Annotated in this window: 13 protein-coding genes; 9 read left to right on the top strand and 4 right to left on the bottom strand. The window is 71.7% G+C overall.

What is annotated here, in order from left to right; genetic code table 11:
* Nucleotides 1-31: 31 nt before the first annotated feature.
* On the bottom strand, nt 32-2,107 hold the full coding sequence (locus ACZ6C6_RS03100; RefSeq protein WP_469198506.1) for an alkaline phosphatase family protein: 2,076 nt from the start codon (nt 2,105-2,107) through the stop codon (nt 32-34).
* A gap of 251 nt (nt 2,108-2,358) precedes the next feature.
* On the opposite strand from ACZ6C6_RS03100, the gene ACZ6C6_RS03105 reads away from it, so the two are divergent.
* Both ACZ6C6_RS03105 and ACZ6C6_RS03110 read left to right on the top strand, forming a co-directional pair.
* Complete coding sequence (locus ACZ6C6_RS03105; RefSeq protein WP_469198508.1) at nt 2,359-2,940, top strand: GNAT family N-acetyltransferase; 582 nt, start codon at nt 2,359-2,361, stop codon at nt 2,938-2,940.
* 105 nt (nt 2,941-3,045) lie between these two features.
* Complete coding sequence (locus tag ACZ6C6_RS03110) at nt 3,046-3,222, top strand: hypothetical protein (protein ID WP_469198510.1); 177 nt, start codon at nt 3,046-3,048, stop codon at nt 3,220-3,222.
* A 25-nt stretch (nt 3,223-3,247) separates the two neighbouring features.
* Here the strand turns inward: ACZ6C6_RS03110 and ACZ6C6_RS03115 are convergent, their stop codons facing one another.
* Nucleotides 3,248-3,904, bottom strand: a complete 657-nt coding sequence (locus ACZ6C6_RS03115) for a pirin family protein (protein WP_469198512.1) — start codon at nt 3,902-3,904, stop codon at nt 3,248-3,250.
* 90 nt (nt 3,905-3,994) lie between these two features.
* On the opposite strand from ACZ6C6_RS03115, the gene ACZ6C6_RS03120 reads away from it, so the two are divergent.
* From ACZ6C6_RS03120 to fabF, 5 genes are all read left to right on the top strand, one after another.
* On the top strand, nt 3,995-5,194 hold the full coding sequence (locus tag ACZ6C6_RS03120) for a PucR family transcriptional regulator (protein WP_026171552.1): 1,200 nt from the start codon (nt 3,995-3,997) through the stop codon (nt 5,192-5,194).
* A gap of 89 nt (nt 5,195-5,283) precedes the next feature.
* Nucleotides 5,284-6,198 (top strand): ACP S-malonyltransferase, encoded by a 915-nt coding sequence (locus ACZ6C6_RS03125; protein ID WP_469198514.1) that lies wholly within the window; start codon nt 5,284-5,286, stop codon nt 6,196-6,198.
* 13 nt (nt 6,199-6,211) lie between these two features.
* Entirely contained in the window at nt 6,212-7,243 is a 1,032-nt protein-coding gene (locus tag ACZ6C6_RS03130) for a beta-ketoacyl-ACP synthase 3 (protein ID WP_469198516.1), read from the top strand.
* Between the two features lie 62 nt (nt 7,244-7,305).
* Nucleotides 7,306-7,554: an acyl carrier protein gene (locus tag ACZ6C6_RS03135; protein ID WP_365679850.1), complete on the top strand. Its 249-nt coding sequence runs from the start codon at nt 7,306-7,308 to the stop codon at nt 7,552-7,554.
* A gap of 77 nt (nt 7,555-7,631) precedes the next feature.
* On the top strand, nt 7,632-8,894 hold the full coding sequence (gene fabF, locus ACZ6C6_RS03140; protein ID WP_469198518.1) for a beta-ketoacyl-ACP synthase II: 1,263 nt from the start codon (nt 7,632-7,634) through the stop codon (nt 8,892-8,894).
* Between the two features lie 133 nt (nt 8,895-9,027).
* Here the strand turns inward: fabF and ACZ6C6_RS03145 are convergent, their stop codons facing one another.
* Entirely contained in the window at nt 9,028-9,522 is a 495-nt protein-coding gene (locus tag ACZ6C6_RS03145; protein ID WP_073965313.1) for a DUF3145 domain-containing protein, read from the bottom strand.
* A gap of 278 nt (nt 9,523-9,800) precedes the next feature.
* On the opposite strand from ACZ6C6_RS03145, the gene ACZ6C6_RS03150 reads away from it, so the two are divergent.
* Both ACZ6C6_RS03150 and ACZ6C6_RS03155 read left to right on the top strand, forming a co-directional pair.
* Entirely contained in the window at nt 9,801-10,715 is a 915-nt protein-coding gene (locus ACZ6C6_RS03150; protein WP_469198520.1) for an SGNH/GDSL hydrolase family protein, read from the top strand.
* An 11-nt stretch (nt 10,716-10,726) separates the two neighbouring features.
* Nucleotides 10,727-11,719 (top strand): aldose epimerase family protein, encoded by a 993-nt coding sequence (locus ACZ6C6_RS03155; RefSeq protein WP_469198522.1) that lies wholly within the window; start codon nt 10,727-10,729, stop codon nt 11,717-11,719.
* A gap of 2 nt (nt 11,720-11,721) precedes the next feature.
* Here the strand turns inward: ACZ6C6_RS03155 and ACZ6C6_RS03160 are convergent, their stop codons facing one another.
* Nucleotides 11,722-12,504: an EI24 domain-containing protein gene (locus ACZ6C6_RS03160; RefSeq protein ID WP_469198524.1), complete on the bottom strand. Its 783-nt coding sequence runs from the start codon at nt 12,502-12,504 to the stop codon at nt 11,722-11,724.
* Nucleotides 12,505-12,513: the final 9 nt, after the last annotated feature.

A 12,513-nucleotide genomic window follows, 5' to 3' on the forward strand; every position in this document is an offset into this window, starting at 1 on the left:
GGGCGGGTCCGGGCCGGACCCGCCCCGTCCGTCAGTCGTTCACCGTCGCGACCCGGCCCGCGTACCGCTGGGTCCAGCCGGTGCCGGTGTCGGCGGTGAGCACCACGTCGTAGTAACCGTGCTCGGTGGGCCAGTCCACGACCGCGGAGTGGCCACCGGGGACGGTGACCTTCCGGGTGCCGCCCGCGTAGTCGTTGGCCACCAGGGTGTAGCGGACCGGACGGCGGCCGTCGTTGTGCAGCGCCAGGCGGACCACCGGGCGCCATCCCCGGACCAGCCGCGGTTCGACGCGCGGCAGGCCGATGTGGTGGGTGTCCGCGTCCTCGGGGAGCAGCTGCCCGGCGAAGGAGCGCAGGAACCCGTCGGGGCCGTACACCGAGAAGGCGTATCTGCCGTCGGTCGCGGTCGTGTCCCAGGTGTACGTGCGCGGGGCCGCCGCGCTCACCGTGTGCGGGATGTTCTCGAACGGGAGGTACCGGTCGGGGAAGACCTGGAGGCTGACCGCCTTGCCCTCCGGACCGCCGGTGAGCGTCATGGCGGCCGTCACCGTTCCGGTGGCCCGGTCCTCGGTGAGCACGGCGTGCGGGTGGAAGGAGAGTCCGCGCGGCTCCATCCGGTCGCGGGGCGGCCTCGGCGGGGTGCCGGTGACCGGGTCCGCGATGACGACCGGGCCGGGGCGCGGGTGCGCGAAGTCGATCGCGCTGGTCAGGTCCCCGGCGATGGAGCGGCGCCACGGGGTGATGTTCGGGCAGGTGAACGGCTTGCCCAGGTGCGCGGCCCAGGTCTCCAGGAACTTCACGGTCGAGGTGTGGTCGAAGACCTCCGAGGCGACGTAGCCGCCGCGCGTCCACGGGGAGACCAGCACCATCGGGACGCGGGGCCCGAAGCCGTACGGGGTGGTGCCGGAGAACTCGCCGGGCGTGCCCGCCTCCGGGCGCGGCGGCAGGACGTGGTCGAACTTCCCGTCGTTCTCGTCGTACGTGATGATCACCAGGGTGTGGTTCCAGATGTCCTCGTTGCTCTGGAGGGTCTTCAGCACCTTGTTCATGTACCGCTCGCCGTGCACCGTGTCGAAGCCCGGGTGCTCGCTCCACGCGGCGGGCATGACCACCCAGGAAACCTCGGGCAGCGGATGCTCGGCGCCCGGCTCGCAGGCGGCGATCAGGTCGCGCAGGACGGCGTCCAGATTGGCCTCGGAGTCGTCGTTGGGCGTGGTGGCGCCCGCGTAGACGAAGGAGTTGGCCTTCCAGACCCTGCCGGTGCCCGGTTCGAGCTCGGCCGGGTCGGCGGTGCGGGGGTCGAAGGCGGCGAAGCTGTTGGTGACGTTGCAGCCGTACTCGCCGACGTATCCGCTCTGGAGGCTCTTGCCGACGCCGTTGCCGCTGTTGTCGGAGTAGACCCGCCAGTTGATGCCCGCCTGCTGGAGCTGCTCGGGGACGGTGGTCCAGCGGCGGGTGTAGTTGTTCTGGCCCGCGTTGGTGGTCTCGCCGCCCGCAGCACCGCTCATCAGGTAGTAGCGGTTGGGGATGGTGGGGCCGTGCAGCGAGCAGAAGTTCATGTCGCAGACGGTGTACTGGGAGGCGAGCGAGTACATCCACGGCATGTAGTCGGGCGTGTAGTACCACATGCAGTGGTCGCCCTTGTCCTGCACCCAGGTGTCCCAGCGACCGCCGTTGGCACCGTAGAAGTTGTGCTTGTCGCTCCAGGTGGCGGTCGAGACGGCGGGCGTCACGATGGCGCCGGTGGCGTCGCGCTGCTGGAAGACGCTGGTGCCGTCCTGGAAGGTCAGGACCTGCTTGTCGTCGTGGCCGCGCACTCCCTTCAGCTGGCCGAGGTAGTGGTCGAAGGAACGGTTCTCCTGCATGAGGATCACCACGTGCTTCAGGTCGGAGATATCGCCCTTGAAGCCTTGGGGCAGACGGTATTCGGCCGCCTCCGCCTGCGCACCGCCGACCGCGTCGGCCACCGGCCCGGCGGCGAGGGCACCGAGCGAGACGGCGGCCGTCTGCAACATGCGGCGGCGGCTGATGCGCATCTCGCTGGTGAGCTCGCCGGTGTCATCGGCTTCGGTGTCCGCGCACGGGATCTCGCTGGTCTGAAGGGTCATCGGGGCACCTCTGAGGGGGAAGAGTGGTTCACAAGGGGGAGGGAGTCTGCGCGCCTGCGAAAACTAGGCCGCCGGTGCGAACGGCGGGCGAACCGTGGACGTATTCCTGAGGCACCGGCAGATTTACATGGCCCCGACACGCAGTCGAGATCCCGCACGGTGATAGCCGAAAATCGCGCCCCGATGGCCGGTCGGCCGGTCTTGCCGGGACGCTGGCCGCCGGTCACGGACGGCCGCTACGCTCCCCGCCCATGACCGACGACATAGTCCGCGCCACCGCGTCCGATGTCCCCGCGCTCGCGGGCGTACTGGCCAGCGCGTACGCCGAGGACCCGGTCTGGTCCTGGCTGATGCCCCGGGACCGGGACCGGCGGCTGCGGCTGCTGTTCACCGCGCACCTGGCCCAACAGGTCCCGGCCGGCCGGGTCTGGACGGACCGGGACCGTACGGTGGCGGCCGTCTGGGCGGAGCCCGGCGCGTGGAAGCTCCCGGCGGGCTACCTGCTGCGCAACGCGGGCACACTGCTGCGCGCGAGCCGGGGGCAACTCCCGCGTACCGCGGGACGGTTGCTGTCGCTGGAGCACCGGCACCCGGCCCACCCCGCGCACTGGTACGTGGAGTACATCGGCACCCACGCCGACGCTCGCGGTACGGGGCGCGGCTCGGTGGTCCTCGGCGGCCTGCTGGAACGGGCGGACGCGGACGGCCGCCCGGTCTTCCTGGAGTCGAGCAACAGCCGCAACCTCACGTTCTACCGCCGCCACGGCTTCGAGGTCGGCGAGGAGATGACGTTCCGGTCGGGGCCGCCGATGTGGTCGATGTGGCGGCGGTAGTACGCCCCCGAAGCCGCGATCTCCGTCACTCATCGTGTTTACGGCGCCTGTTTCCGGTTACGACAAGTAGTGACAGACCATCAGTACCCGGCGGAAGGCAGGAACATGAACGTCGTCATCGTGCTGATCCTCGTCGCGGTCATCGCCCCGCTCGCCTTCGTGGCCCTGGCCCCCAAGGTGCCCGCGCGGCGCAACCCCTCCCCCGGCCGGGTCCGGCACCGCCAGGCGGCACGGCTGAGCGAGATCCCGCGTCAGCAGACGGGCCGGCACCCCGCCCGCTGACGCGGGCCGGTGGCCGGGGTGCCGGTCAGCCGGACAGCTCCCAGACCAGCACCTCGGCCGGGTCCGCCGCGACCAGTTCGAGCCCCGCCTCCCCGGTGATCCGGGCCGCGTCGCCCGCCCCCAGCTCCTCGGCGCCGACGCGCACCGTGCCGCGCACCACGTGCGCGTACACCCGGGGGGCATCGGGGACCGCCGCGCGCTCGCCCTCCGCGAGGCGGCGCACGTGCAGCAGGGCGCCCGCCTCGGGAAGGGCGTACGGGGTGGAGTCGGCGATGCCCGGGACGGTCGTGTACGAGGGCTCGCCGCCGGGCTCCAGGGGCGCGAGCCACATCTGAAGGAAGGTCAGCGGCCGGTCGCCGTCGTTGCGTTCGACGTGGCGGACGCCGGAGGCGGCGCTGAGGTGCTGGACGTCACCGGCCCGGACCACCGTGGCGTGACCGGCCGAGTCGCGGTGCGTCAGCTCGCCCTCGACGACCCAGGTGACGATCTCCGTGTGGCTGTGCGGGTGCTCCTCGAAGCCCGCGCCGGGCGCGAGGCGCTCCTCGTTGCAGGCCAGGACCGGGCCGAAGCGGAGGTTGTCGGGGTCGTAGAAGGTGCCGAAGGAGAACGCGTGCCGGGACGCGATGCCGGCCGCCGCGTCCCCGCCCTCGAACCGGTCGCCCGCGCGGTGTACGGAAATCACCCGTCCACGGTAGCCCGCCGGCCCCCGGACCCGGCCGCCACCCGGCCCCGGCCATCCGGGCGCGCGTCCGGATAAGGCAGTCTTGTCTCCGTGCCCCGACCCGATCCTGAGCAGCCCGCTGCGAACGACGCCCATCTCCATGCCGCGACCCTGAAGCGGCTTGAGCAGTCCTCCGGCCGGCTGGCCGCGAACGCGATCGCCCGCATGGACGAGTCGCTGCCGTGGTACCGGGCGATGCCCCCGGAGAACCGGTCCTGGATCGGCCTGGTCGCCCAGGCCGGTATCGCCGCGTTCACCGAGTGGTTCCGGCATCCGGAGACACCGCAGGCGATCTCGACCGATGTCTTCGGGACCGCCCCGCGCGAGCTGACCCGGGCGATCACGCTGCGGCAGACCGTCGAGATGGTGCGGACCACGATCGAGGTCATGGAGGCCGCGATCGACGAGGTCGCCGCGCCGGGCGACGAGTCGGTGCTGCGGGAGGCGCTGCTCGTCTACGCCCGCGAGATCGCGTTCGCGACCGCCCAGGTGTACGCGCAGGCGGCCGAGGCCCGGGGCGCCTGGGACGCCCGCCTCGAATCGCTCGTGGTGAACGCGGTGCTGTCCGGCGAGGCCGACGAGGGCGCCGTCTCCCGGGCCGCCGCCCTCGGCTGGAACTCCCCCGAGCACGTCTGCGTGCTGCTCGGCACCGCCCCGGACGGGGACAGCGAGCTGACCGTGGAGGCGATCCGGCGCGCCGCCCGGCACGCCAAGCTCCAGGTCCTCACGGGGGTGCTCGGCAACCGGCTGGTGGTCATCGCGGGCGGCAGCGACAACCCGCTCCAGGTGGCGAAGGCCCTGATCGGACCGTACGCGGCGGGCCCCGTGGTGGCCGGGCCCGTGGTGGCGGACCTGCTGGCCGCGACCCGGTCGGCGCAGGCCGCGGCCGCCGGGCTGAAGGCGTGCGGGGCCTGGCAGGACGCGCCGAGGCCGGTGCTCGCGGACGATCTGCTGCCGGAGCGCGCGATGGCGGGCGACCCCGCCGCGCGCGAGCAATTGGTGGAGGAGATCTACAGACCGCTGGAAGAGGCGGGCTCCGCGCTCCTGGAGACGCTGAGTGTGTATCTGGAACAGGCGAGCAGCCTGGAGGGCGCGGCCAGGATGCTCTTCGTGCATCCCAACACCGTGCGCTACCGGCTTCGACGTGTGACAGACGTCACCGGCTGGTCGCCTTCCGATGTGCGCTCGGCGTTCACTCTGCGAATCGCTCTGATCCTGGGGCGTCTGGCCGACCGGGATACGCAGTCCTAGACTTTTGTCGGACATCAACAATTCCCCCTACGGTTCTTCGTCCCTGTCCCCACGGGCGTTCCGGACCGTTCACAAGAGAGAGTGTGAGGGTGCTCGTACTCGTCGCTCCCGGCCAAGGCGCTCAGACGCCCGGCTTCCTGACTCCCTGGCTCGACCTCCCCGGTGCCACCGACCGCATCGCGGCCTGGTCCGACGCCATCGGGCTCGACCTCCTGCGCTACGGCACCGAGGCGGACGCGGAGGAGATCCGCGACACCGCGGTGGCCCAGCCGCTGCTGGTCGCCGCCGGTCTGCTGTCGGCCGCCGCGCTCGACGCCTCTCCGGACGTCGTCGCCGGCCACAGCGTCGGTGAGATCACCGCCGCCTCGTTCGCCGGTGTCATCGGCGCGGAGGCCGCGCTCCGCTTCGTCCGTACGCGCGGGCTCGCCATGGCCGAGGCCGCCGCGGTCACCGAGACCGGGATGGCGGCGCTGCTCGGCGGCGACCCCGAGGTCACCGTGCCCCACCTGGAGAAGCTCGGGCTGACCCCGGCGAACGTCAACGGGGGCGGCCAGATCGTCGCCGCGGGCACCGCCGCGCAGATCGCCGCGCTCACCGAGGACAAGCCGGAGGGTGTGCGCCGCGTGGTGCCCCTGAAGGTGGCCGGCGCCTTCCACACGCATCACATGGCGCCCGCCGTCGAGCGGCTGCGCGCGGCGGCCGGGGACCTGGACGTCTCCGACCCCTCGGTGACGTACGTCTCGAACGCCGACGGCAAGACCGTCGGCACCGGCCACGAGGTCATCACCCGGCTCGTCGGCCAGGTCGCCAACCCGGTCCGCTGGGACCTGTGCATGGAGACCTTCAAGGCGATGGGCGTCACCGCGCTCATCGAGGTCTGCCCCGGCGGCACGCTCACCGGCCTGGCCAAGCGGGCGCTGCCCGGCGTCCCGACCCTCGCGCTCAAGACCCCCGCCGACCTCGACGCGGCCCGCGCGCTCATCGCTGAGCACGCAGGCGCCTAAGGAGCCCGAGAGCATGTCGAAGATCAAGCCCAGCCAGGGCGCTCCGTACGCGCGGATCATGGGTGTCGGCGGCTACCGCCCGACCCGGGTGGTGCCCAACGAGGTCATCCTGGAGACGATCGACTCCTCCGACGAGTGGATCCGCTCCCGCTCCGGCATCGCGACCCGCCACTGGGCCTCCGAGGAGGAGACCGTGGCCGCGATGTCCGTCGAGGCGTCCGGCAAGGCCATCGCCGACGCCGGGATCGCCCCGGAGCAGATCGGCGCGGTCATCGTCTCCACCGTCTCGCACTTCAAGCAGACCCCGGCCATCGCGACCGAGATCGCCCACAAGGTCGGCGCCGGCAAGCCCGCCGCCTTCGACATCTCGGCCGGCTGCGCGGGCTTCGGCTACGGGCTGACCCTGGCCAAGGGCATGATCGTCGAGGGCTCCGCGGAGTACGTACTGGTCATCGGCGTCGAGCGGCTGAGCGACCTCACCGACCTGACGGACCGGGCCACGGCCTTCCTGTTCGGCGACGGCGCCGGAGCGGTCATCGTCGGCCCCTCCCAGGTGCCCGCCATAGGCCCGACCGTCTGGGGCTCCGAGGGCGACAAGTCCGAGACGATCAAGCAGACCGTGGCCTGGAACGACTTCCAGCTCGGCGACGTCACGAAGCTGCCCCTCAACGACCGCGGCGAGGTCAAGTTCCCCGCCATCACGCAGGAGGGCCAGGCGGTGTTCCGCTGGGCCGTCTTCGAGATGGCGAAGGTGGCCCAGCAGGCGCTGGACGCTGCCGGGATCTCCGCGGAAGACCTGGACGTCTTCATCCCGCACCAGGCCAACATGCGGATCATCGACTCGATGGTGAAGACGCTGAAGCTGCCGGAGAGCGTCACGGTCGCCCGTGACGTGGAGACCACCGGCAACACCTCCGCCGCCTCGATCCCGCTCGCCATGGAACGGCTCCTGGCGACCGGTCAGGCCAAGAGCGGCGACACCGCGCTCGTCATCGGCTTCGGGGCGGGTCTCGTCTACGCCGCGACGGTCGTTACTCTCCCCTAGGCACACCGGGCTTTTCGCCCGGACGCCCGAACCCAGCAGAAACACATCGAAGGAGCGCCGAAATGGCCGCCACGCAGGAAGAGATCGTCGAAGGTCTCGCGGACATCGTCAACGAGATCGCCGGTATCCCCGTCGAGGACGTCCAGCTGGACAAGTCCTTCACGGACGACCTGGACGTCGACTCGCTGTCCATGGTCGAGGTCGTCGTCGCCGCCGAGGAGCGCTTCGACGTGAAGATTCCCGACGAGGACGTCAAGAACCTCAAGACCGTCGGCGACGCCGCGGACTACATCCTCAAGCACCAGGACTGATCCAGCCGGTTCGTGTGTCGCCACCCGGCGGTGGCGCCGCTGATTCACGACCCCCTACACGTGGAGAAGATTTTCCAGTGAACTCGACCAATCGCACCGTGGTCGTCACCGGTATCGGCGCAACCACTCCGCTGGGTGGCGATTCCGCATCGACCTGGGAAGGTCTGATGGCCGGGCGTTCCGGCGTCAAGCCTCTTGAGGGCGAACGTTTCGCCGAACTGCCTGTCCGGATCGCGGCCCTGGCCGCCGTCGATCCCTCTGACGTCCTGCCCCGTCCGCTCGCCCGCCGGCTGGACCGCTCGGCGCAGTTCGCGCTGATCGCGGCCCGTGAGGCGTGGGCGGACGCGGGTTTCACCGGCAAGGCCGGTGAGGACGAAACGATCGAGCCCGAGCGGCTGGGTTCGGTGATCGCCTCCGGCATCGGCGGCGTGATCACCCTGCTCGACCAGTACGACGTGCTGAAGGAGAAGGGCGTACGCCGCGTCTCCCCGCACACCGTGCCCATGCTCATGCCCAACGGCCCGGCCGCGAACGTGGGCATCGAGGTGAACGCCCAGGCGGGCGTCCACACCCCGGTCTCCGCCTGCGCCTCGGGTGCCGAGGCGATCGGGTACGCCGTCGAGATGATCCGCACCGGCCGCGCCGACGTGGTCCTCGCCGGCGGCACCGAGGCGGCGATCCACCCGCTGCCGATCGCCGCGTTCGCCAACATGATGGCGATGTCCAAGAGCAACGACGAGCCGGAGAAGGCTTCCCGCCCGTACGACGTGGGCCGCGACGGCTTCGTCCTCGGCGAGGGTGCCGGTGTCGTCGTCCTGGAGTCCGCGGAGCACGCGGCGAAGCGCGGCGCCCGGGTCTACTGCGAGGTGCTGGGCCAGGGCCTCTCGGCCGACGCCCACCACATCGCGCAGCCCGAGCCGACGGGGCGGGGTATCGCCGCGGCGATGCAGAACCTGCTCGACCAGACGGACCTCAAGCCGTCGGAGATCGCCCACCTGAACGCCCACGCGACGTCCACCCCGCAGGGTGACCTCGCGGAGGTCAAGGCGCTGCGCTCGGTGCTGGGCGACGACCTGGACCACGTCGCGATCTCCGCGACGAAGTCGATGACGGGCCACCTGCTCGGCGGCGCGGGCGGCATCGAGACCGTGGCGACGGTCCTGGCGCTGCACCACCGGATGGCTCCGCCGACGATCAACGTGGACCACCTGGACGAGGAGATCGAGGCGGACATCGTCCGGGACGCGCCCAGGGCGCTCCCGGAGGGGCCGATCGCGGCGATCAACAACTCGTTCGGCTTCGGCGGCCACAACGTGGTGCTGGCGTTCCGCAGCGTCTGACGCGCTTGCGCGTCCGCGCAGCTTCGAAGCCCGTGCCCTCCGTGTGAGGGTGCGGGCTTCGTCGTGCTGTTCGGGGCCTCCGCCCCCGGGCCCCCGCTCCTCAATCGCCGGAGAGGCTTGAGTTGCCCGGGAGTCAGACGACCTGGTGCAGCCAGCGGACGGGCGCGCCCTCGCCCGCGTGGCGGAACGATTCCAGTTCGTCGTCCCACGGCTTGCCCAGGAGCTTGGCGATCTCCGCCGCCAGGTCCGTCTCACCGCCCGCGGAGCGGGCCAGCGCGGCGCGGAGGCGGTCCTCGGGGACCAGGATGTCTCCGTGCATGCCGGTGACGGCGTGGAAGATGCCCAGCGCGGGCGTCGAGCTGTAGCGCTCGCCCTCCGCCGTGGGCGACGGCTCCGCCGTCACCTCGAAGCGCAGCAGGTCCCAGCCGCGCAGCGCGGACGCCAGCTTGGACGCCGTGCCGGGCCGCGCCTGCCAGGAGAATTCGGAGCGCCAGGTGCCCGGCGCGGCCGGCTGTCTGATCCAGTCGAGCTGCACCCGCCCGCCGAGGACTCCCGCCACCGCCCATTCGACATGTGGGCAGAGCGCGCGCGGTGCGGAGTGAACGTACAGGACTCCACGTGTCGTCACCGGGACCTCCAGTGTGGGACGAGGTTCGCCTTCCCCAGCGGCCTGTCATCAGTAAACAGCATCGGGAGTTATTCTCCGGAAAAGCGACAGTATGTGACGCGGTGTGATGTTCGGATGCCACCCGAGTGGAGCCGGGAGCCGCGAAAGCCACTGGTTCGACGGGGAAAAGCTACCGCGCCCCGGTACCGGAGGTGTGACGTACCGTCGGTCCCGGGGCCCTTCTTCGCTCAGTCTTCACCCGGCGGAGCGGCGGGGCACGAACAGGAGGAGACCAGGCAATGCCGGATCGGTCCGTACGGCACCGCTCGCGCACCGCACTGGCCGGGCTGGCCGCTCTGGCCTGCCTGGGCTCGGCGGCGCTGGCCGGCTGCGGCTCGGGGTCCGACGGGACGACGAAGGGCTCGGCGGCCGAGCGCCGGCCGTCCCCCGCGGCGGGCCCGGTCTGGGACCCGCGCCCGAAGTCGATCGCGGCGGTGGGGGACTCCATCACGCGCGGTTTCGACGCTTGCTCGGTGCTGGCGGACTGCCCGGAGGTCTCCTGGTCGACCGGCACGGACAGCTCGGTACGCAGCCTGGCGGTTCGGCTCCTGGGCGCGTCCGGCGCGGTGGACCACAGCTGGAACCACGCGGTGACGGGCGCCCGGATGGCGCAGCTGCCGGAGCAGATGGCGCTGGCGGCGGACGAGGACCCGGACCTGGTGACCGTGATGATCGGCGCCAACGACGCCTGCCGGGACTCGGTGCGGTCGATGACCCCGGTGGCGGACTTCCGGAGGTCGTTCGAGACGTCACTGCGCGAGCTCCGCGCCGGGGCGCCGAAGGCGCAGGTGTACGTGTCGAGCGTGCCGGACCTGAAGCGGTTGTGGTCGCAGGGGCGCGCCAATCCGCTGGGCAAGCAGATCTGGAAGCTCGGCATCTGCAAGTCGATGCTGTCCGACGCGGACGACATGGGCGCGGCGGCGGTGGCCCGGCGCACCGCGGTCCAGGAGCGGGTCGTGGCGTACAACGCGGTGCTGCGCGAGGTGTGCGCGAAGGACCGCCGCTGCCGGTACGACGGCGGGGCGGTGTTCGACTACCGGTTCACCGGCAAGCAGCTCAGCCAGTGGGACTGGTTCCACCCCGGCCGCAACGGACAGGCGCGGCTCGCCGAGATCGCCTACCGAAATGTCACGGCGGTGCGGCCGCCCGCGTAAAGTTGCTGATCATGGAGACGCGTTCGGGCACGGTGATCGGTACGGAGCACTTCGGCACCCTCGCGGACGGCACCTCGGTGCACCGCTGGACGCTGGAGCGGGACGGCACGCGGGTGCGTGTCCTGACGTACGGCGGCATCGTGCAGTCGGCCGAGGTGCCGGACCGGGACGGCGTACGGACGGGGATCGCCCTCGGGCTGCCCGACCTGGCCTCGTACCAGGAGTACACGGCGCCGTACTTCGGCGCGCTCGTCGGCAGGTACGCGAACCGGATCGGCGGGGCGTCCTTCGAGCTGGACGGCCGTACGCACCACCTCACGCGCAACGAGGGCCGCAACCAGCTGCACGGCGGGGTGCGTGGCTTCGACAAGCGGGTGTGGGACGCGCGCGCGGTCCCGGACGGGGTGGAGCTGTCCCTCGTCTCGGCGGACGGCGAGGAGGGCTTCCCGGGGCGCGTCGAGCTGACGGCGGCGTACACGCTGGACGAGGGCGGGGCACTGCGCATCACGTACCGGGCGGTCACGGACGCCCCGACCGTGCTGAACCTGACGAACCACACCTACTGGAACCTGGCGGGCGCGGACAGCGGGAGCGCGCTCGGCCAGCGGCTGCGGATCGCGGCGGGGGCGGTCACCCCGGTGGACGCGGAGTCGCTGCCGACCGGTGAGTTCCTGCCGGTGGAGGGCACGCGCTTCGACTTCCGCGAGCCCCGGCCGGTGACCAAGGGCTACGACCACAACTACGTGCTCGACGGCACGGCCCCGGCGGCGGAGCTGTACGACGAGGGGTCCGGGCGCGTGCTGACGGTGACGACGACGGAGCCCGGGATCCAGCTGTACACGGCGGACCACTTGGACGGGCGGCCGTTCGGCCCGTGCGCCGGGATCGCCCTGGAGACCCAGCACTTCCCGGACTCGCCGAACCGCCCGGAGTTCCCGAGCACGGTGCTGCGGCCGGGCGAGGAGTTCGCGTCCACGACGGTGTACGGGTTCTCGGTGCGCTGAGCTCAGCCCTCGGCGGCCGTCTCGCCCTTGCCCGCGTCGTCCGCCGCGTCGTCGCCGACCAGGCCCCGCGCCAGCAGGGTCGCCCCCGCGACGGCGCCGGGCATCAGGAACACGGCGACGAACGGCAGCATGAAGGCCAGCCCCAGCGGTACGCCGAAGCCGAGGGTGCGCACGCGGTGGGCGCGCAGCAGGGCGAGGCGGTCCTTCAGCACCATGCCCCGGCGCTGGAGGGCGACGGCGGTCAGCTCCTCGGCGAGGAAGTACCCGGTGACGCAGAAGCCGAGGACGGGGACCACGGTCTGCCCGGCCACGGGCACGAATCCGAGGGCGAAGAGCAGGATCGCGTACAGGCCGACCCGGACCAGGACGCGCACGCTGTCGCGGGCGGAGATCCACAGCTCCCGCCAGAGCGGCAGTCCCGACTCGGGGACCGTGCCGCCCTCGGCGCGCTCGACCTCCTCGGACAGCGACTCGTAGAAGGGCTGCCCGACCAGCAGGGTCACGGCGGTGAAGGTGATCACGGCCAGGAACAGGCCGAGGACGAAGACCAGCACGGTCAGGGTGTTGCGCAGCAGGGCCGGCCAGGGCGAGGACCAGTCGTCGGCGAACGGCGTCGCCCACGCCACCAGGTCGTCGGCGCCGTAGCCGAGGCCGACGAGGGCGCCCGCGTACAGCACGAGGGTGATCAGACCGGGCAGCAGCCCTATGCCGAACCACTTGCCGTGGCCGAACACCCAGCGCTGACCCTTGATCAGAAAACCGAGCCCCGCCCCGAGATCACGCATGGCGTCAGC

Source organism: Streptomyces sp. NPDC041814 (assembly GCF_055590565.1).